This is a genomic window from Desulfosporosinus sp. HMP52 (genome assembly GCF_000765145.1).
In the GTDB taxonomy this organism is placed as follows: Bacteria; Bacillota; Desulfitobacteriia; order Desulfitobacteriales; family Desulfitobacteriaceae; genus Desulfosporosinus.
Window position 1 is genome coordinate 57311 of record NZ_JMGA01000039.1, and the last position, 20902, is coordinate 78212.

The 20902-nt window shown below is 39.9% G+C and carries 15 protein-coding genes and 2 other annotated features (1 of these 17 only partly in view); of the genes, 12 read left to right on the forward strand and 3 right to left on the reverse strand.

What is annotated here, in order from left to right; genetic code table 11:
- Nucleotides 1-74, forward strand: a binding site (T-box leader) (it extends 151 nt beyond the left edge of the window).
- An 82-nt stretch (nucleotides 75-156) separates the two neighbouring features.
- Entirely contained in the window at nucleotides 157-3258 is a 3102-nt protein-coding gene (ileS, locus tag DP73_RS14855; RefSeq protein WP_034600583.1) for an isoleucine--tRNA ligase, read from the forward strand.
- Between the two features lie 43 nt (nucleotides 3259-3301).
- Here the strand turns inward: ileS and DP73_RS14860 are convergent, their stop codons facing one another.
- Nucleotides 3302-3844, reverse strand: coding sequence for a hypothetical protein (locus DP73_RS14860; protein ID WP_034600507.1), 543 nt, complete (start codon nucleotides 3842-3844; stop codon nucleotides 3302-3304).
- Nucleotides 3845-4189: 345 nt separating this feature from the next.
- Nucleotides 4190-5491: an aminotransferase class I/II-fold pyridoxal phosphate-dependent enzyme gene (locus DP73_RS14865; protein ID WP_034600508.1), complete on the reverse strand. Its 1302-nt coding sequence runs from the start codon at nucleotides 5489-5491 to the stop codon at nucleotides 4190-4192.
- A 245-nt stretch (nucleotides 5492-5736) separates the two neighbouring features.
- Here DP73_RS14865 and DP73_RS14870 point away from each other — a divergent pair, with 245 nt between their 5' ends.
- From DP73_RS14870 to DP73_RS14905, 7 genes are all read left to right on the forward strand, one after another.
- Nucleotides 5737-6399, forward strand: coding sequence for a CoA pyrophosphatase (locus DP73_RS14870; protein WP_034600509.1), 663 nt, complete (start codon nucleotides 5737-5739; stop codon nucleotides 6397-6399).
- Between the two features lie 188 nt (nucleotides 6400-6587).
- Nucleotides 6588-6832, forward strand: a binding site (T-box leader).
- A gap of 122 nt (nucleotides 6833-6954) precedes the next feature.
- Entirely contained in the window at nucleotides 6955-7959 is a 1005-nt protein-coding gene (locus DP73_RS14875) for an ABC transporter substrate-binding protein (RefSeq protein ID WP_034600510.1), read from the forward strand.
- Nucleotides 7960-7978: 19 nt separating this feature from the next.
- Complete coding sequence (locus tag DP73_RS14880; protein WP_034600511.1) at nucleotides 7979-8884, forward strand: ABC transporter permease; 906 nt, start codon at nucleotides 7979-7981, stop codon at nucleotides 8882-8884.
- 4 nt (nucleotides 8885-8888) lie between these two features.
- Nucleotides 8889-9683, forward strand: a complete 795-nt coding sequence (locus tag DP73_RS14885; RefSeq protein WP_034600512.1) for an ATP-binding cassette domain-containing protein — start codon at nucleotides 8889-8891, stop codon at nucleotides 9681-9683.
- Between the two features lie 290 nt (nucleotides 9684-9973).
- On the forward strand, nucleotides 9974-10759 hold the full coding sequence (locus tag DP73_RS14890) for an enoyl-CoA hydratase/isomerase family protein (protein WP_014901730.1): 786 nt from the start codon (nucleotides 9974-9976) through the stop codon (nucleotides 10757-10759).
- A gap of 170 nt (nucleotides 10760-10929) precedes the next feature.
- The gene (locus tag DP73_RS14900; RefSeq protein WP_034600514.1) at nucleotides 10930-11571 is read left to right on the forward strand and encodes a cyclase family protein; all 642 of its coding nucleotides are present in this window, start codon (nucleotides 10930-10932) and stop codon (nucleotides 11569-11571) included.
- A gap of 130 nt (nucleotides 11572-11701) precedes the next feature.
- On the forward strand, nucleotides 11702-13222 hold the full coding sequence (locus DP73_RS14905; protein ID WP_034600515.1) for a CapA family protein: 1521 nt from the start codon (nucleotides 11702-11704) through the stop codon (nucleotides 13220-13222).
- Between the two features lie 68 nt (nucleotides 13223-13290).
- Here DP73_RS14905 and DP73_RS14910 read toward each other — a convergent pair whose 3' ends face one another.
- Complete coding sequence (locus DP73_RS14910) at nucleotides 13291-15084, reverse strand: L-lactate permease (protein WP_034600516.1); 1794 nt, start codon at nucleotides 15082-15084, stop codon at nucleotides 13291-13293.
- Nucleotides 15085-16136: 1052 nt separating this feature from the next.
- Between DP73_RS14910 and DP73_RS14920 the strand changes: the two genes are divergently transcribed.
- The 4 genes from DP73_RS14920 to DP73_RS14935 all read left to right on the forward strand — a co-directional run bounded on the left by DP73_RS14920 (nucleotide 16137) and on the right by DP73_RS14935 (nucleotide 20898).
- Nucleotides 16137-16901 carry a MerR family transcriptional regulator gene (locus tag DP73_RS14920; RefSeq protein ID WP_034600518.1) on the forward strand — a complete coding sequence of 255 codons (765 nt, stop codon included), beginning with the start codon at nucleotides 16137-16139 and terminating at the stop codon, nucleotides 16899-16901.
- A 341-nt stretch (nucleotides 16902-17242) separates the two neighbouring features.
- Entirely contained in the window at nucleotides 17243-18454 is a 1212-nt protein-coding gene (locus DP73_RS14925) for an MFS transporter (RefSeq protein WP_052090701.1), read from the forward strand.
- A gap of 71 nt (nucleotides 18455-18525) precedes the next feature.
- Nucleotides 18526-19491: an MBL fold metallo-hydrolase gene (locus tag DP73_RS14930; RefSeq protein WP_034600520.1), complete on the forward strand. Its 966-nt coding sequence runs from the start codon at nucleotides 18526-18528 to the stop codon at nucleotides 19489-19491.
- 15 nt (nucleotides 19492-19506) lie between these two features.
- A complete protein-coding gene (locus DP73_RS14935; protein ID WP_034600521.1) occupies nucleotides 19507-20898 on the forward strand; it encodes an FAD-linked oxidase C-terminal domain-containing protein in 1392 nt (463 codons plus the stop codon).
- Nucleotides 20899-20902: the final 4 nt, after the last annotated feature.

A 20902-nucleotide genomic window follows, 5' to 3' on the forward strand; every position in this document is an offset into this window, starting at 1 on the left:
TTTTAAGCGATTAATGGGTAGTTAACTATATCTATTAATAAACAGGGTGGTACCGCGGATAATCCGTCCCTAAGTCATTGACTTAGGGACTTTTTGATGTTATTGATCCAACATGACTAGGTAAACACATTGCTCAAATAAGAAGGGAAGATGATGATGTCTAATTTTAAACCACTTTCGGATCTGCCGGTGGCTAAAAGGGAAAGCGAAATAGCAAGTTCTTGGGATGAACAGGAGATACTAAGTAAAAGTATTCAAATAAGGGAAGGAAAAACACCTTTCGTTTTTTACGAAGGTCCTCCTACGGCCAATGGCAAACCAGGGATACACCATGTTATCGCCAGAACGTTAAAGGATTCCGTTTGTAGGTACAAGACGATGCAGGGTTATCAAGTCAAGCGTAAAGCTGGCTGGGATACTCATGGTCTGCCTGTGGAAATAGAGGTAGAAAAGCAGCTCAAGCTTTCTAACAAGCAGGAAATTGAAGCTTATGGAATTGCTGATTTTAATCAAAAATGTCGAGAATCTGTGTTTAGCTATGAGAAGCAATGGCGAGAGATGACCAAACGGATGGGATATTCCATTGATTTAGATCATCCCTATGTAACCCTGGATAATAATTATATTGAAAGTGTGTGGTGGATCTTAGATCAATTTTTTAAAGCCGGTTTGATTTATGAAGGACATAAGATCTTGCCCTATTGTTCCCGCTGTGGAACGGGATTAGCTTCTCACGAAGTAGCCCAAGGCTATAAAGTAATCAAGAGTAACACAGTTGTGGTTAAATTTAAGCGCAAAGATGTTCAGGAATATTTTCTGGTCTGGACAACAACGCCCTGGACTCTTCCCTCCAATGTGGCACTAACCGTTAATCCTGAAGAGGTATACCTAAAGGTTAGACAGAATGAGGAGATCTATTATGTTTCTAAGACCCTGTCCCCTAAGGTCTTGGGTGAAGAGTTTGAGGTAATAGAAGAGATCAAAGGAAAAGACCTGGAGCATGTGGAATATGAGCAATTGATGCCTTTTGTCAAGGCAGATAAGAAAGCATTTTTTGTCACGATAGGGGATTATGTAACAACTGAAGACGGTACAGGAATTGTTCATACCGCTCCAGCCTTTGGGGAGGATGATTATAATACCGGACGCCGTTATAATTTGCCGGTACTTCAGCCTGTCGATGAAACTGGAAAGTTTGTAACCACACCTTGGGCAGGGAACTTTGTTATGGAGGCAGATTTAGACATTATCAAGTGGTTACATGCTGAAGGAAAGCTATTTAAAAAAGAAAAGATGGAGCATAATTATCCACACTGCTGGAGATGTCAGACCCCACTCCTTTATTATGCGAAACCTAGCTGGTACATTGAAGTGACTAAATTCAAAGACAAATTGGTAGAAAACAATAACAGTGTTCAGTGGTATCCGGATTATGTCGGGGAAAAAAGATTTGGCAACTGGTTAGAAAACGCTAATGACTGGGCCTTGTCCAGAAGTAGATATTGGGGAACACCCCTTAACATCTGGAGATGCGCTTGCGGTCACACCACATCAATAGGCTCAAGAAAAGAACTAGTTGATAATGCCGTGGAGGCACTGGATGAGACAACCATCGAATTACATCGGCCCTTTGTAGATGATATTCACCTTAAATGTACAAAATGTGGTGCAGCAATGACTAGAGTAACCGACGTTATTGACTGTTGGTTTGACAGTGGTTCAATGCCCTTTGCTCAGCACCATTATCCCTTCGAAAACAGTCAAAACTTTGATCAACTTTTTCCGGCAGATTTCATTTGTGAAGGAATTGATCAGACGAGAGGATGGTTCTATTCTCTGCTCGTTATCTCGACCTTTATTAAGGGAGTAGCTCCTTATAAGCGAGTATTGGTCAACGACTTGATTCTAGATAAAGACGGACACAAAATGTCCAAGTCCAAGGGAAATACAGTAAACCCCTTTGAGTTATTTGATCAATACGGAGCGGATGCTTTAAGGTGGTATCTACTCCATGTTTCACCCGCTTGGATTCCGACTAAATTTGATGTTGAAGGGCTTAAGGAAGTACAAAGTAAGTTTTTTGGCACGTTGAGAAATGTCTATGCCTTCTTTTCCTTATACGCTTCGACGGATAAGCTGGATCCCCGGGATTTCTTTATTGCCCACTCAGACAGACCGGAGCTTGATCGCTGGGTATTATCAAAGTATAACAGCCTTCTCCAAGGGGTTGAGTCAGATCTAAGTGTTTTTGATCTGACCAAAGCGGTGAGAAAGATTCAAGAGTTTGTTAATGAAGATCTTTCCAATTGGTACATTAGACGTTCGCGCAGACGTTTCTGGGAGTCAGAATTAACTGACGATAAGAAAGCTGTCAACAATACAACCTATGAAATACTTGTGGGACTATCTAAATTAGTAGCTCCCTTTGCACCATATATTGCTGAAGAACTCTATCTGAGTTTGACAGATGAGCTATCAGTTCATTTGGCAGATTATCCCGTTGCCGATTTAGGGCTAATCGACGAGGAATTGGAATATAGAATGGATTTGGTGAGGAACCTAGTTGGTTTAGGCCGGGCGGCGAGGGAACAGGTGAAAATCAAGGTGCGACAACCTGTCCAAAAGATATTGATTGACGGTAAATATGAACAACTAATAGCATACATGCTTCCCTTAATCCAAGAGGAATTAAATGTTAAGGAGGTTGTGTTTGCCAAGGATCTAAACCAGTATTTAAACTTCAGCTTAAAGCCTAATTTCAAAGTGGCAGGTTCCATCTTTGGGGCTAAAGTTAAATCCTTAGGTAAGGTGCTGGCGGCCCTAGACGCTTCGGCAGTAGTGCCCAAGCTAGAGGCTGGAGAAACAATCTCAGTAGAGGTAGAGGGTGAGCTTCTAGACTTAATAAAGGATTATGTAATCACCACTATCTCGGCTAAAGAAGGCTTTACAATGACAGTAGTGGACAATTTATTTGTAATACTAGACACTACTTTGACCAAGGAACTGATTAATGAAGGCTATGCTAGGGAGTATATCTCCAAGGTACAGCAAATGAGAAAGAACAATGGCTATGAGATGATGGACAGAATTAAGATATACTTTGATGGTGATGAGGAAATAGCTGAAGCTGTCAAATTATTCGAAGACTATATTAAGCAAGAGACTCTGGCCGACAGTATTGAGCGAATCGAGGATATGGGCTTAGAAAGGCAGAGTCTTAACGGTCATGAAACGGGTATGAAGCTGGTCAAATTATAAAATCAACATGAGGATAGGGAATTACAAAAGAGAAGGCTGGAAGCTAATGCTTCCAGCCTTTCCAGTGAAGTGCTTTCTTGATGGTATTATGTTTTAAGTTGAAATCTTCAACTATTGTCTTTTTCCCATGAGGGTCAACCAACCACTTTTCCATAACCACACAATAAAAACCTTCAATCCCCATCTCATCAGGAGTGAGTACTATCGCGCCGGGAATCGGTCTATTAGGGGAATAAACCACTTCCAAAGCTTGATGCCATGACCAGCCAAGTTTATCTCCGGATAAGTATTCCCACAGCTTGGCCCTTTGCCATGCTCCGGGAGCAGTGGGAGGCTCTCCTTGCATCATGGGGTTGAAACGTTTGTCCCATTTTCGCTCAATAAAAACCACATCCGTTGCTTTCCAATCCACAGGAGTGGGAGGTTCACCCATCATGAAAGCTTCCCAATTGTCTAAAGTTCCTTTAAAAGACCGTGCTTGAGGATTGTAACCGTATTCATCGGTTTTGGCGGAGGCAACACTAGGAAAAGAAAACAACATTATCAGAAGCAAGACCAGGAAAAGAGATCTTTGTCGGACTTTCATACGCACCCTCCTCTTATAAATTACTTGTAAACCTATTAATTGTAAGAATATTATATAATTATTCCTGGACAAAGTCCTAAGTAATAAAGAAAATCCTGTCGATTAGAGTAAAAACAAAACCTAAATAATCAATTAGTGACATAAATTTGTTTTAAAGTGAGATGGTTATGTGCTAAAAGCGGGCTAAAGGTCATCAGAAATACCCGTGGTTAGATACAAATATCTAACTACGGGTATTTCTGAATAATTAGCATAAAAAATTTTGTCACGGAAACTTGGAGTTTATCTCTAGTTGAACAAATTCACTGACTGTTAACCTAAGAGATCAACTATATCAGGGTATAACTACAAGGTTTTACCAACCAAATCCTTAAATCCCTGATAAATAAGGTCATAAAGATCTTTAAGTTCCTCTTCCTCAACACAAGAAAAAGCTACTCGAATATCAGTTTCTCCAAGGGAGATAATCCCAACACCATAGTTCTCAAGTAAATGGAGGCGTAGAGTTTCGGGATCGACTCCTTTAAGTTTTAGGCACATGAAATAACCTGAATTAAAAGGATAGTAATCCCAAGCGTCCCTATAATCCCCTTGATCCAGTATTTGTTTGACCTTAATGGCACGTTGTTTTAAGACTTCGTATTTTTCTCTTTTCTGAGTCTGAAACTCTGCCGACCGAATGGTCTTTAAAACAAAGGTTTGGGCTGGGTGTGAAGCACTGGAAATTGTTCCTCTTAGAATTCCTTGAGCCTTTTTTTCCAGGCCGTCTAATACTGCGGGATACTCTGAACCAAAGGTTATAAAACCTACTCGAAAGCCCCACATGTAATCCTCTTTTGTAGCTCCATCAACTTTGATTGGCAGTATTCTAGGATGAATATTGGCGACTCGCGCAAATATTGATTCCTTAATTGAATCCTCGTAGAATAATCCGAAATAGGCATCATCACTAATTACTACCAGATTCATTCCTTGTTCCGCAACTTCTTTTAATGCTGCAACGATCGCTGTTGCTTCTTGTTCTGTAGGTGTATAACCAGTCGGGTTATTCGGGAAGTTAAGTAACAAAATGGCTTTTCCGTGCTCTTTTTTGGAAAGCAGTGCTTCCTTCATGCCTTGGGTATTAAACGCCCCTTCCTTAGTAAAGAAAGGAAAAGTAATATTCTTCGCTCCTCTGCGGACTCCGAAAATAAAGTTGTAATTACCCCATAGTTTATCAGGTAATACCAGTGGATCATTTTCGTCAATAAATAAATCTGCGATAATACTTAAGCCATGGGTTAAGGCATTAGTAACGATGGGGTTACTAAATGTTTTATTAATCAAAGAAGGGTTTTCCTGTAACATTTTTTCGCGCCAAAGTTGTCTTAGCTCCGGTTTCCCAGCTGGAGGAGCATAAGGATAGAGGTCTTTGGGATCATAGTTCGAAAGTGTTTCCTGAATTAATGGTAAGAACATCGGGTGATTTTGCTCTGTTGCAATTCCAATAGTTGCATTAAAGCGATGAGCTTTTTGCTTTGCCTCAGCAGTTTGCGTCAGAATCCCCTTAGGATAGTAGAGCTCTTTCCCAAGTTTTGACAATAACTCGTAAACATGAGGATTTTCGCGTTGAATTTCAATATTTAAGTCTTGGGCAATTTCATTCATATTATTACTCCCTTGCTCAATCTAGGTGTCAATTTATAGTGAAATTTGTTATCAATCCTAAGCAACTAAATTGTACACTAAAATGGTTTTTTCCTCTACTATTTATCCTAAAATGAAGGTATTTTTTGAATTAGTGAAGAAAACTAATTACTACATTTTGTGGAAGCGTAAACACTGTTTCTTGAGGGGCAAGAAGCAGTAACTTTCGAAATAGCCTTTTCGTGAGAGGATAAGTGTATTAGATCATGAATAAATCAAAATTAGATGATTTAATCAAAAGGTGGCCGGCATTACCCGGAATAAATGGCAAAGAAGAGTTTTTTAATTCTGCAGTTATAGCGCTACTATTGCCTGTTAATGGAGAGTATCATTTTGTCTTCCAAAAAAGATCAGCATCGATTCGACAAGGTGGGGAGATTTGTTTCCCTGGCGGAAAATTTGATCCCACTAAGGACGCAGATTTTAAGGAGACAGCTTTAAGGGAGACTGTTGAAGAGTTAGGTGTTTCTCCAGAAAAAATCAGTGTTATAGGCCCCCTTGACACTATTATATCTATAATGGGTACTACTGTTGACGCATTTCTAGGGGTTCTTGATATAAGTAGCCTTGATGAGTTGAACATAAATTCTGATGAAGTAGAGAGAATTTTTTCAGTGCCCGTTTCGTATTTTGAAAACAATGAACCCGAGCTTTATCAGGTAAGTATAACTGCTCATCCATCCTATATTAACCAAGCGGGAGAAGAGATTGTTCTTTTTCCAACCAAAGAATTGGGATTGCCTGAGCGGTATACAAGGCCATGGGGAAATATAATGAACAATGTTTTTGTCTATAGAGTTGCGGGAGAGGTAATATGGGGGATAACTGCTAGACTAATTAGAGATGTCATAGGAAGAATTAACGCGTAAAGACTAACTGGTTTCTATCATCTTCCGCATATCAGGGGTTAATATTCGGTTATTATTCTACATCAGTTATCCGATTCTCCTCTGAGATTTTTATTATTATCAAAAATATCCTTAGAAGTAAATTATTATAGAACAGCTACATACCAAAAACAGACTCTTGAAATCCCCTTGATAGAGTGCTATGATTATATAAACCGTTGAAGGGGAAGTAAAACCGCATGGCCAACCTCAAAGAGAGCCGAGAAGGGTGGGAGCTCGGCAGGTAATGGAGCGGATAAATGGGCCCCAGAGGGTGGAGCGAAAAGGCTTAGGTCTTAGTAGCTGCCAACGCTAAGCCAGCGTTACTGGGCTAAGGGTGTGTTGGCACTCTGCAGGAGAGGATGCATTTTTGCATCAACTAAGGTGGTACCGCAGATTAACGTCTGTCCTTATTTAAGGATAGGCGTTTTGTTTTGTGTCCACACTTCGTATCATTTGGAATCGCGACTCGAATGATGCGTGCAGAGAAGGAACCCTCAAATAAATTATTTAATTAAAAATGGGGAGGTATCTTCTATGAAAAGACCATTAGCGGTAGTGATCTCAGCCTTTATGACTCTGGCTCTCGTGTTATCCTTAACAGCTTGTGCCCCCAGTAAAACTGAAAATACTGGCAGCACCGATACGAAAAAGAAAATTGGTATTATACAAATTGTTGAACATCCATCCCTGAACACTATCAGAGATTCATTAATTGAAGAGTTAAAGGCTCAAGGCTATAAAGATGGTGAATCGATTACTATTGACTATCAAAATGCCCAAGGTGACCAAACAAATTTAAAAACCATCTCTCAAAAATTTGTAAGCAACAAATATGACCTTATTGTTGCTATTGCAACACCCTCAGCGCAAGCAGTCGTTAGTGAGACGAAAGATATACCTATTCTTTTCTCAGCTTGTACGGATCCGCTGGGATCCGGGTTGGTTACCAATATGGAACAACCGGGCGGAAATGTTACTGGCACATCGGACGCCGTATCAGCAGAAAAAATTATGGAGTTAAGTAAGCGCATTACTCCTGATTTTAAAACAATTGGGGCATTATATAATTCAAGTGAAACAAACTCGGTTTCTGTGGTTAATGAGTTAAAAGAATATGCTAAGAAGAACAATATGACGGTGATTGATGCTACTGTGACTAACTCTTCGGAGGTACAGCAAGCAGTCACATCCTTAGCTGATAAGGTTGATGTTCTCTTTTCTCCTATTGATAACACAGTGGCCTCCGCTATGCCTTTAGTAACTCAAATTGCTAACAAAGCTAAGAAACCAGTTTATGTTGGCGCAGATTCTATGGTTAAAGATGGAGGGCTTGCGACCTACGGAATTAATTATCAAGTGTTGGGTAAAGAAACCGGAGCTATGGCTGTTGAGATTTTGAAAGGGAAAAAAGCTGGGGATATTCCAGTAAAAACCATGAAGGATATGGACATTTATCTCAATAATTCAACAGCAAAAGCAATCGGAATTAATCTGCCTGAAGATGTGCTGAAATCTGCTGCTCAGGTATTTGAAAACTAAGAAACAAGGGGATAAAAGAATGAGTGTCATGGTGTTAATGGGTTCTCTGGAATTAGGATTAATTTATGCAATAATGGCATTAGGCGTTTTTATATCCTTTAGAACCCTTAATATGCCTGACTTAAGTGTTGACGGAAGTTTTGTCCTTGGGGCGGCAGTGTCTGTGGTCATGAGTCTAAATGGGCATCCTTTTTTAGGCTTAGGGGCGGCATTTATTGCCGGGTGTGGAGCAGGAGCTATAACAGCCTTGCTTCATACCAAACTAAAGATTCAGCCGCTTTTGGCGGGTATTCTGACCATGTTGGCTTTGTACTCCGTGAACCTGAAGGTTATGGGCGGCAGGGCGAATATTCCTTTGATCAATAAGATAACCGTCTTTAGTCCCTTTGAAGAGATTCTTAGGGACTATAATAAATTGGGGTTTTCTTTAGCGGTTTTATTATTAATTCTCTTTCTACTGTTTCTCTTTTTAAAGACCAGGCTGGGGTTTGTTTTAAGAGCGACAGGGGATAATGACGCAATGGTAAGAGCCTTGGGAGTGAATACTGACTCCATAATTTTGGTAGGATTAGCTCTTTCCAATGGATTAGTTGGGGTAGCCGGTGCCCTGATTGCCCAGTCACAATCCTTTGTGGATGTGGGCATGGGGATAGGTATGGTTGTTATTGGCTTGGCTTCAGTAATCATTGGAGAAGTTGTTTTTGGCGTAAGTTCACTCTTAAGAAGGCTCATGGCGGTTATTCTAGGTTCAATTCTCTATCGCTTAATTATCGCCTTTGCTCTAGAACTTGGTATGCCTCCTACTGACCTTAAGCTTGTTTCTGCCGTGATTGTGGCAATAGCAATGGCTATGCCAGTTTTTAAAAAGCGCCTTTCAGTTGTGAAACGGAAGATGTCGAAAACACCCCATGAAAGGAGCAAATAACCTCATGCTTAGAGTTGAGTCGTTAAGCAAGATATTTAGCAAAGGAAGCACCAATGAGAAACTTGCTCTAAGGGATGTGAATCTATCCTTGGGGGAAGGAGAATTTGTAACCATTATCGGTGGAAATGGAGCGGGAAAATCAACCCTTATGAATTGTATTTCCGGCGTCTATGAGATTGATAATGGCAGGATTACTCTGGACTCCACAGATATTACATTTGAACCGGAGTATAAACGGTCAAGGCATATTGGCAGAGTATTTCAGGATCCTTTAAGGGGAACTGCTCATGATATGACCATTGAAGAGAACTTATCTATTGCCTTTGCTAAGGGGAAATCTGTAGGACTACAAGCGGGAGTGTCCAAAAAGGATATTAACCTTTTTAAGGAGCGACTACAACTATTGGATCTGGGTCTGGAAAATAGGCTTAAGCACAAAGTGGGGCTCCTATCAGGAGGACAGAGACAAGCCCTTACCCTACTAATGGCCACAATTATTAAACCCCGTCTGCTGCTTCTTGATGAACACACTGCAGCCCTGGACCCAACCATAGCCCGCAAGGTCTTGAGCTTAACCCGTAAAATTGTCTCGGAGGAAAACCTTTGTACTCTGATGATTACCCATAATATGAAAGCTTCTTTAGAATATGGAACAAGGACCATCATGATGCATGAAGGTCAGATTATGATGGATCTTCAAGGACAAGAAAGAAAAGATATGACTGTGGATCGCCTAATTGAGCAATTTGAAAAGCGCAGCGGAGCTGAGCTGGATAACGACAGAATGCTCTTAGGTTGAGCTTTAGAGTAGAATAAGAAGCATCAAACTATTTGATAAATAGAGGGACTGTCTTACAATGTGAACTCAGACATTTGCAAGACAGTCCCTATTTCGCAATCGGTAATGGTAAGGTTACCGATCACAAGTAGGTTAATCTTACGTCTCTGCTTGCCTCAGAAATATTTTGTGTCCAAATAGAGGATTATTATAAGTTTCGGCGAATTTTGATTTATCAGAATATGAATAGCGATTCATATTTCAATGTTTGGTCAATAAGAAATTAGCTTTAAGAGGGGTGGAAAGACGATATGGAGTGGAAAACGGTTAAGCTGGATATAATGGAGACCGGAGTAGCGATTCTTACATTAAATCGACCTGAAACAATGAATTCGGTTAATGACCAGCTTTGTTCAGATGTTCAGGCTGCCTGCAAAGAAGCAGCAGACAATGAGCTGATTAGAGTACTAATAATAACCGGAGCTGGCAAAGGGTGGTCAAGTGGAGGAGATATTACCAAGTTAGCCTCTATGAAAGATCCTATCAGCGCTAAGGAGACTTATGACGGGTCAGGTGCCCTGGTAACTGCTATTTATGAACTAAAAAAACCAGTCATAGCCGCACTCAATGGGGTTGTAGCCGGAGCTTCCGTAGCTGCCTGTATGGCCTGCGATTTAATTATTGCTTCTGATCAAGCCCGTATGGGTTTTACGTTTATGCAAATAGCATTTTGTCCGGATAGTGGAGCCTCACACTTTTTATTTCAGAAAGTGGGCTATCATAAAGCTTTAGAATTATTGTGGTATGGAAAAATCATTAATGCTGAGGAAGCAGAAAAGTTGGGCCTAATAAATAAGGTTGTTCCCCACGAGGAGTGTCTGCCCGAAGCAATCAGGTGGGCAGAAAGGCTAGCCTTGCAACCACTAATGGCAGTTGGCCTGGATAAAAAGCTCATGCGAGAAGCAGCCAAAAATGACTATTATCAGCAGGCAGAGTTAGAGGCTCTATATCAAGTCTTGGCCTGGTCGTCTGAAGACTTTAGAGAGGGCTGTACAGCCTTTGCAGAGAAAAGAAAACCTGTATTTAAGAATCGATAGTGAAATAGCAGCTAAAAAAGTTGGAATCGCTGAACGTGCTTCCAGCTTTTTTAGGCGCAATATACAGTCAAAAAATCCTCTTATAATTAATAAGGTTAGGGACTTTACTTTGGGGAAAGGTAAGGATATATTAGTTCATGAGTTTTAACCATAAGGACAAGGAGGAAATCATGAAAGTCACTGATTTATCTCATCTCATTCATTCAAGTATGCCTGTTTTCCCCGGGACAGAACAACCAACTTTTCAGAGGGCAAATACCTTAGAAAAGGATGGATTCTTAGAAGCAAAGATTACAATGTACTCACATACCGGTACCCATATAGATGCACCTGCTCACATGCATCAGAATGGTTCATATTTAGATGAATTTGCAATTGATAAGTTTATAGGAACTGCGATCATTCTTGACTTTTCGAGGTCGAACACCCAGGTGCTAGACATTGAAAGTATTATTTCTCATGAGGAAACCATTCGAAATATAGATTTTCTAATCTTAAAAACAGGTTGGAGTAAATATTGGGGTAATCCTAAATACTACAAAGGTTTCCCTTATTTAACGGAAGAATCGGCCAAATGGTTATCCCAATTTGCTTTAAAAGGCATAGGGATTGATGCTATATCCATTGATGATATAGAAAGCAGCTCATTTCCAGTTCACAAAATTCTCTTAGAAAAGAACATCGTAATCATAGAAAATCTTACTAACTTAGATTCAATTGATCCTAGAGCATCTTTTCTGTTAAGCGTTATGCCAATAAAGAATAAACAAGCAGATGGGTCCCCGGTTCGGGCAATTTCAATCGAACTTTAAGACATATTCTTACATAAATCCCCATTGGAGGAATGGGAGCACTATTTTACAAGTTGGTAATTGAGATAACAAGACTCCTTTCTGGAGATTTTATAGTTAGATTTAACTGTAAGTCAAAGGGGGGAGTTTCATGTTATACCGCTTTCTGCTTTACCTCATTATTTTAGTTTTGGTGTTTGGTTATTCAGGTCAGGTTCAAGCGACCAAGACCCTTGGATATTCACCTAGCCAAGAAAATAAGTCTAAGTTCGTTGAAGTCCAACAGATCGTTCCTAGTGTGGTATTAGACATTAAGTATGCAACAGCAGATAATTTTACCCACAGCAAACTTTACGAAAGTCCTGCGGCAAAGCTGCGTCTGGGTACCGCTGAAAAACTTAAAAAAGTTGCTGAAGAGATAGAGAAAAAGGGCTACCGTTTGAAGATATGGGATGCCTACAGGAGCCCTGAAGTACAATTTGCTTTGTGGAATTTGATTCCGGATTCTCGTTTTATTGCAAACCCATATAAGGGTTATTCTAGTCATTCTCGGGGTTCAGCAGTGGATTTAACCTTAATAGATAATCAGGGGAATGAGCTAGTTATGCCTACAGGATTTGACGATTTTACAGAGCAAGCAGCTAGGGTCAATGATAATGAAAATGCAAGGTATTTAAAAGAAGTTATGATTAAGAATGGGTTTAAGGCCTTATCAAGTGAATGGTGGCATTTTGATGATCTTGATATTTATGAACCTGTTACTGCTATTGAACAAAACTCTTCCCTAAAAACTATCGATAATAAGGTTAGAATTTCAGTTAGTGCCATCGGAGATGTAACATTAGGGCAAGATGAACGCTTTTTGTATGAAGGCAGTTTTAATCAACATTATACTCTGAAAGGTCCGGAATATTTTTTCTCGGGGGTAAAAAATATCCTTTCTGGAGATGATTTGACCATCGCTAATCTTGAGGGTTCTTTGACTGAAGCTACTGACAAACCAAATAAGAGTTCGCAAGGAACTCGGGCATTTTTCTTTAAGGGGAATCCGCATTACACAGCTATCTTGAAAGATGGGAGTGTCGAAGCAGTAAACCTAGCTAATAATCATAGCATGGATTTTTTAACCAAAGGTTATGAAGACACAGTAGCAACATTAGATCATGCAAAAATTTCAAGTTTTGGTGATCAAAAAGTGACAGTTTATGAAAAAGAAGGGGTAAAAATTGGGCTAATAGGCTTAAATACTTTAGGGCCAATCGAAGAGGGGATTAATATAGATAACCTCATTTTACAATTAAAGACTCAAATTGAAACTCTAAAAGCAGAAAAAACTTCAATGATAATTGTTAGTTTTCACTGGGGTCAAGAAAACAAGTATTTTCCAACCCAAGTTCAGCGTAAGCTTGGCCAACTGGCTATTGACCAAGGTGCAGATTTAGTCCTCGGGCATCACCCCCATGTGATTCAAAAATACGAGAATTATAAAGGAAGATGTATAGTCTACAGTCTTGGGAATTTTGTGTTTGGAGGAAACCCCAATCCCTGGTATAAGTACACGGAAATTTTTTGTCAACAATATGACTTTGTAGATGGCAAATTAGTTGAGTTAAGCTCGCCGCAGATCATCCCCTGTAAGTTATCTTCGAGTTATAGACCCGAGCCGTCATGATATGTCTTATAAATGAACAAAGGCTGGAGCCAATTACTTGGCCCAGCCTTTATTTAAACGAGTTTTAGTTATGCAGATATCCGTGTGTTTGGAAGATTCTTAAGTCTGCCATTGTTGGAGGCAATAATATAGATTGCAGCAGCCCAAATCAGAGCAACAATAATAGTTCCTGCATTGAAGAATCCTCTTTGAGCAGTATAAAGGATTGAGTAACCGAGAGCACCTGGGAGTAAGGCGTAATATGAGAATACAACCAAGGTCTTACGAATTACATAACCTTCTTTACCTAAGAGACCAACAACGGCTGCAGCGGCAACAACATTGTGTACGCAGATAACGTTACCTGCAGCACCACCAATGGCTTGTAGAGCTACAATCCAGGTTGGATCGACTCCGATGCGTTCACCTACTCCGAATTGGAACAAGGAGAACATCATGTTGGAAACAGTGTTACTTCCGGCTACGAAAGCTCCAAGTCCACCAATTAGGGGTGCAAAGATTGGCCATGCGGATCCGGCTAAGCCAGCAACAGCTTCAGCTAGTACAATCGGCATACTATCGAGACCAGCTGCGCCACCTTTTGAATTCATGAAAACTTGAACCATGGGGACAGTGAATATAAGGGCTGAACCAGCTCCAAGCATGGTTTTAGCTGAGCCTTTCCATGCTCTGGCATAGGCTTTGCCATCCATTTTATGCATGAAGAAGGTTATGAGGGAGACTGTAATAAAGACAGTACCTGGTAAATACAGTGGCTGGAAGGAGGCAGTGATTCCTGTTCCGAAAATTTTAGGCCAGACAACATTCCAGCTCTTAACCCAACCTAAGAAGGGTAAGAAGGAGAGTCTTGTAAGAACGAGGAATAAGCCAACGAGAACATAAGGCATCCAAGCCATTAAGCCGCTCATTCTAGTCTTAGCAGAGATATCCTTAATCTCGATGGAACCAGTCCAAGAAGGATCCCATTTTGATTTCTCTTCAAAATCCCAAGCTTCGCCTTTAGGCATGAGGAAGCCATTCTTAGCAGCGGTAACAACAATAGCTAAACCTGTTAGTCCACCTATCATAGAAGGGAATTCAGGACCGAGTAAGTTAGCAACAGCTAGGTAAGGAATCGTCATGGAGAAGGCGGCAAAAAGTGCAAATTTCCAAATCTTGAGTCCTTCACTGAAAGATTTGTTTTTACCAAAGTAACGAGTCATGAAAGCAACAACGAAGAGGGGGATAAAGGCACCGGCAGCAAAATGAAGGAAAGCAACTTTGGTAGCAATGCCAAATCCGATAAATGCATTCCAGTCAGTATATCCCAAAGATTGAGCATAAGCTTGTAATTCAGGAGTTTTGAGTCCTGTGCTTACTCCAACGAGCATAGGTGTTCCGACAGCTCCGAAGGATACAGGAGTACTTTGAATCATCATTCCAGCAACAACGGCAGCCATAGCTGGGAAGCCAAGTCCGACCATCAAAGGAACAGCAACTGCAGCAGGAGTACCGAATCCTGATGCACCTTCAATAAAGGAACCAAAGAGCCAGGCAACAATAATAACTTGAATTCTTCGATCCGCAGTAATTCCGGTAAAGCCTCGGCGAATGGCTTGAATTGCTCCACTTTCTTGTAACGTATTTAAAAGAAGAATGGAACCAAAAATAATGTATAACAATGTACCAGCAGTAATAATTCCGTTAACAGTTGCAGCTCCTACCTGGGCACCAGGGATTTTCCATATAAAAAGTGCTAGTGCTGCAGCTACAAAATAAGAGATCGGCATAGCCTTACTTGCAGGCCATCTTAACCCTACAAGAAAGATTGCCACAACTGCGATAGGGAGTAGGGAAAGAACCGCTAATAATCCAGTGTTCATTTCGAAACCTCCTCATATTTTTTTGGATAAATAAAGTATAATTCCTTTTTTCACGATATTTAGTTTAAGCACCAACCTCCTTCTGCAATAGGAACCAATCAGATAATCAGAACAGTAGAATGGTTTACCTATCATACCACCTGGCCAAAATGAAACTTAGGGAAGAACGTAGTCTTATATTATACTAAATCAAAAATATTTTCAATAAATTGAGTTTATTTTCACTAATGAATAACTAAAAAAAAATATAAGTGTTTTGAAAATATAATCATTGCCGTTGAACTTAAAACAATTGCTTAAGATTCTGATTTGTGATTCAAATTTCTAGGATTCTCATACAGTTAATATGGTTTAGTTGACGCAGATTGAAGGCGTCGGGGAATCTCGGGAGGGATCAAATTAAAGATGTTTTAGGTGTTTCAACATTTTTTGAAGTTAAGCATTCAAACGTTAACTTTGAGTAGAAAAAAATGTAAAATATAGCATATATTGAAGTTAAATCAGTTTAAATACTAATATATCAGGTAAAATGTATAAATATATTAAGTTAATTGCATTTTAAATCGAGTATAAATATTAATCTAAATAAAGAAAATATTCATCGAAAATAGGGTTGTAGAATTTTAAGGTACCAATTTTGTATTTAATGTTAACAAGAAAAATAGAAGGGAATAAGAGAATAATATGAATAGATTGATTTTATTGTTAATAGGAATTGCATTGGCTTCTTCAGGATTAACAATTCTTCTTTGGAAACTATCACTTAAAAAAACCATTAAATATTTGCCAGCGCTTTTATGTCTATTATTCGGAATATATTATTTTTATACCGCAAGTAACACTAAGAACATAAATGGATTTGAAGATTTGGCAAGTCTAATCCTATTGCTAATGTTTTTTTCAGGCTTCGTCGGAGGGGTTGTTACAGGATCAATCATTGATTTTCTCAAAAAGAAATTCTAATATTTGAAAACACACTAAAAAATTTGATTTCAGCTATTTACATTGTCGTTACGTAAAGGTGTATAGTGCATTCATCAGGAGGTGATCACGTGGAATACACAGTGCAAAAATTAAGTCATCTGGCAGGTGTCAGTTCTCGTACTCTAAGATATTATGACGAAATAGGAATTCTCAAGCCGGCAAGAATTAATTCCTCAGGGTATCGCATTTATGGATCAACTGAAGTGGATCGCTTACAACAAATCCTTTTTTATCGAGAGCTGGGTGTGGGTCTGGACAATATTAAAACCATTTTAACGGAACCTGATTTTGACGGACTAAAGGCACTGCAAGTACATCGTGAGAAACTGCTCGAAAAAAAAGAGCAATTAAATGTGCTGATTGCCAATGTTGAAAAAACAATCGCCTTAAACGAAGGGAGAATTATTATGTCGGATAGAGAAAAGTTTGAAGGCTTTAAGCAAAAGTTAGTAGATGATAATGAAGCGAAGTATGGACAGGAAATTCGTGAGAAGTATGGAGACGATACAGTTAATAAGTCTAACCAAAAATTCAAAGGGATGACTCAAGAACAATACGACGCAATGACAAAGCTTGCTAAAGAGATCAATGAACTGCTGTATGCGGCGTTTAGAACGGGTGATCCAGCGGGAGAACTAGCCCAAAAAACAGCAGATTTACACCGAAAGTGGCTATGCTATACATGGGATAGTTATTCAAAAGAAGCCCATGCAGGACTTGCCCAGATGTATGTGGATGATCCCAGATTTACAGCATACTATGATGAGAAGCAACCAGGCGCTGCGGAGTTCCTGAGAGATGCTATCTTTATTTACACCGGTCAGAAGGCATAGATTACAGTTCGTTTCAGGCAGCGACATTCTCAATATCAATTATGAAAAGAATGTTTTAGCGATGATCTTGACTAAGTTTCCCAAATGGTATAGCCTTAAATTGGGTTCCTTAAGAAAGGGTGAAGAAAAAGATAATGCGCTACTAATTCTTATTTCCAAAAATGAAATTCTTGTTAATATGACGAGTGTTTTTCTAGGATAGGATTAGTATGAGCATTTTTAGTTGACAAATGATCGCATCGCTAAAAGGATATATACCTGGGTGTATTTAGAGGGTGCGATATGTTTTTGTATTGAAATGACTATACCTCCTGTCCAAGAATAATGGGCAGGAGGTTTTTATGTTAGATTTAATTGGCAATCGACTAGTGCAAGCAATTTTAGGGTCTGCGCTTTTCTTGCAAATTGGAATATGGGTTAGAAATTTTGCAGTTTTACTTTTTGTGATGGAACAGACAAAGGGTAATGCACTTGCTATTTCGATGATTTCCGTAGCCGAATATACTCCGATTTTTATTTTCTCCTTTATCGGTGGAACCTTTGCAGATCGTTGGCGTCCAAAGCGAACAATGATTTGGTGTGATATTCTAAGTGCTATATCAGTATTTGCAGTCTTGGGCACACTGGTATTTGGTACCTGGAAAGCCGTCTTTTTTACGACTATTATATCCGCTATCTTATCCCAGTTCTCCCAACCCTCAGGTATGAAGCTAATCAAGGAACATTTACCTCCGGAGAGAATTCAAGCTGTAATGTCAATTTATCAAACCATCTTTACAATCTTTATGATTCTCGGGCCGATTCTGGGCACCTTTGTTTATCATAAGTTTGGGATTATGGTTTCGATTTCTATTATGGGACTGGCGTTTTTGCTCTCAGCAGGTTCCTTAACATTCCTTCCTGCAGACAGTGTAAGCGCTCTTCAAAAACCCGTCACAACTCTTCGTCAAGAAATGAAAGCCGGTATTCAGTATGTGCTGGCGAAGAAAACTCTGACCCTTTTAGGTCTATGCTTCTTGGCTGCGGGCTTAGGAGGAGGACTTGTTCAACCATTAGGAATCTTTTTGATCACAGAACGACTGGGTTTACCAAAAGAGAGCCTGCAATGGCTGATGACCTTTAATGGCTTAGGGATGCTGGTCGGTGGAATCATGGTCATGATTTTTGCAAAAGCAATTTCACCACAAAAACTATTGGCCTTTGGGATGTTTATCTCGGCAATCGGTTTAGCGATTTGTGGTTTTTCTACGTTTCCGTGGCTAACCTATTTGGTTCATCTATTAATGGGATTAGTCCTTCCTTGTATTATGATCGGCATCAATATGATGATGCTTCAAAACTCAGACAACGAGTTTATTGGAAGAGTCAACGGAATTTTGATGCCTTTGTATACTGGGGCTATGGTTTTAACTATGAGCATGGCTGGAGTGCTTAAAGAAATGTTTACATTGGTTGCTATGTATGAAGCGGCTGGAGTTTTGTATATTATAGGGTTGCTGTTTTTAGTGCCCTTGTTCAATACTCAGAGTTCCAACAGTTACATTGATAGTTAAACGAGGTATAATGGATAAAGACAGTTGGGAATTAAATGGGCAAGCAGTTTACTAGATCTGGAGGCTTTATAATGGTTACTGAAGTTTACCCTAACATATTTTTGAACGAAATACCTCTCCCTAAAAACCCTTTGAAATCAATTAATAGTTATATCGTAAAATCAGAAAGCAGAAATTTAGTCATTGACACAGGCTTCAATACGCCAGAGTGCCAGAATGAGTTGATGAGGGGTCTAGAGGAACTAAACCTTGACTTAAAGAAGACAGAGCTACTCATAACTCATATGCATACAGATCATTCAGGTTTGGCCCATGTTCTTAAAGCGCTGGGAGTGCCAACGGTGTATTTTAGCAAAATCGATGGAGAAATCTCCAATCAAACATCCCAGAGGGATAGTTTTTTTAAATCACTTAATCGACTTCTAGGATTTGAAGGGGAAAATCCCATAAAATTTGGCAAAGAATTCGGTACTAAAAGGACTGAGCCTCTTGAATACGACCCGTTAAACGAAGGAAATCAACTGATTATTGGTGACTATTGTTTGGAAGTCGTAGAGATACCGGGGCATACACCTGGACACATCGGCTTATATGAGAAAAAGCATAAGCTGTTTTTCGGTGGGGATCATATTCTTGATGAAATAACTCCGAATATAACCTTTTGGGGATTCGAACAAGATATTTTAGGGACTTATTTCAAGAGTCTAGAAAAAGTACTTGAGTATGAAATCGCTTATCTATTCACGGCTCATAGAAAAATCATTAGAGATCACAGAAGAAGAATAAGTGAGCTTTTGCTTCATCACGAAGAACGTCTCAAGGAGATTAGAGCTATATTAAGAGATGGACGGAAGACACCTGTTGAAATGGCAGCATCTATGCACTGGGATTTAAGTCATAAGAAATGGGCGGACTTTCCTTCTTCTCAAAAGTGGTTTGCTTCCGGAGAGGCCTTATCACATTTAGAGCATTTAGTACATACTGGGGATGTAGAAAGGTCAATAGAGGGAGAAGTCCTGCTTTATGGGCTTAAATAAAGGAGGCATTTTAGTTTGAGACCTGAGACTATTCAGAGACTAAGTGAAATTGTGGGGAAAGATAATATATACACTGCTCTAGAAGATCTATACTGTTATACTTATGATGCTTCATTTGTGAAGGCAGATCTTAATACAGACTTGGCTGGAGTAGCTGTTTATCCGGGAAGCACTGAAGAAATAGCCCGGATTATTAAGCTTGCCAATCAGGAAAAAATTCCCATTGTACCACGGGGTGCAGGAACAAATGTCAGTGGAGGATCCGTTTCTTTAGGAGATTGTATAATCTTGGTGCTTAAGAGAATGAACAAGATACTGGAAATTGATCGCAAAAATTTAATTGCGGTAGTTGAGCCGGGTGTAATTACCGCTCAATTACAGAGTGAAGTTGAGAAAATGGGACTTTTTTATCCACCTGACCCAGCCAGTCAAGCTTTCTCCACCATGGGGGGCAATGTAGCGGAATGTGCTGGAGGGCCGCGTGGTGTCAAATATGGAGTAACTAGAGACTACGTCATTGGTCTGGAGGTAGTGCTTCCGTCAGGAGAAGTTATTAACACTGGCGGAAGAACCATGAAAAATGTAACCGGTTATGATATGACGAAATTATTCACAGGTTCAGAAGGAACCTTATGTGTAATAACAAAAATTATTGTTAAACTTATTCCTTTACCGGAAGCCAAGAATACTATGATGGCAGTTTTTCCTGAAATTGCTCAAGCCTGTGAGACTGTCTCTGAAATCATTGCTGCCGGGTTGATTCCGTGTGCCCTGGAATTGTTGGACAACATCTACATCAGGAATATCGAGGAGTATGCCCAGGTCGGGCTGCCTACCGATGCCGGTGCAGTTCTCTTAATAGAAGTAGATGGAGATTCGGAAATATTAGGGAAGCAAATTAGAAAGATAGAGCAAATCTGCAAGGGACTGGGAGCAGTTCAAATACGGATAGCAAGCACACAAATGGAAGCCGAGGAATTATGGCGGGCCCGGCGCTCGGCCTTCGCTGCGGTATCTAGGCTTAGACCTACCATCATTGGAGAAGATGCTACAGTCCCCAGAAGCAGTATTCCTGCCGCTGTTAGCCGTATTCAAGCAATCGCTGCTAAATATGACCTTATAATTGCAATCCTGGGACATGCCGGAGATGGAAACTTGCATGCCACAATCTTAACGGATGAGACAAATGTTGAAGAGATGGCAAGGGTCGAAAAGGCGATTAAGGAGATCTTTATTGTCACCGTAGAATTGGGTGGATCCTTAAGTGGTGAGCATGGTATTGGCCGGGCAAAATCTAAATTTATAACCTTACAAACCGGTGAAGCAGGACTTGCGGTACAACGTCAAATTAAACAGGCCCTTGATCCACATAATCTTATGAACCCAGGCGTAATGTTTGGAGCGTGATAGA

Excerpts from the sequence above, each read along its gene's own strand:
- DP73_RS14930 (WP_034600520.1), top strand. The coding sequence starts at position 18,526 with ATGGTTACTGAAGTTTACCCTAACATATTTTTGAACGAAATACCTCTC.
- DP73_RS14885 (WP_034600512.1), top strand. The coding sequence starts at position 8,889 with ATGCTTAGAGTTGAGTCGTTAAGCAAGATATTTAGCAAAGGAAGCACC.
- DP73_RS14880 (WP_034600511.1), top strand. The coding sequence starts at position 7,979 with ATGAGTGTCATGGTGTTAATGGGTTCTCTGGAATTAGGATTAATTTAT.
- DP73_RS14860 (WP_034600507.1), bottom strand. The coding sequence starts at position 3,844 with ATGAAAGTCCGACAAAGATCTCTTTTCCTGGTCTTGCTTCTGATAATG.
- DP73_RS14875 (WP_034600510.1), top strand. The coding sequence starts at position 6,955 with ATGAAAAGACCATTAGCGGTAGTGATCTCAGCCTTTATGACTCTGGCT.
- DP73_RS14910 (WP_034600516.1), bottom strand. The coding sequence starts at position 15,084 with ATGAACACTGGATTATTAGCGGTTCTTTCCCTACTCCCTATCGCAGTT.
- DP73_RS14870 (WP_034600509.1), top strand. The coding sequence starts at position 5,737 with ATGAATAAATCAAAATTAGATGATTTAATCAAAAGGTGGCCGGCATTA.
- DP73_RS14890 (WP_014901730.1), top strand. The coding sequence starts at position 9,974 with ATGGAGTGGAAAACGGTTAAGCTGGATATAATGGAGACCGGAGTAGCG.
- DP73_RS14900 (WP_034600514.1), top strand. The coding sequence starts at position 10,930 with ATGAAAGTCACTGATTTATCTCATCTCATTCATTCAAGTATGCCTGTT.
- DP73_RS14925 (WP_052090701.1), top strand. The coding sequence starts at position 17,243 with ATGTTAGATTTAATTGGCAATCGACTAGTGCAAGCAATTTTAGGGTCT.
- ileS (WP_034600583.1), top strand. The coding sequence starts at position 157 with ATGTCTAATTTTAAACCACTTTCGGATCTGCCGGTGGCTAAAAGGGAA.
- DP73_RS14905 (WP_034600515.1), top strand. The coding sequence starts at position 11,702 with ATGTTATACCGCTTTCTGCTTTACCTCATTATTTTAGTTTTGGTGTTT.
- DP73_RS14865 (WP_034600508.1), bottom strand. The coding sequence starts at position 5,491 with ATGAATGAAATTGCCCAAGACTTAAATATTGAAATTCAACGCGAAAAT.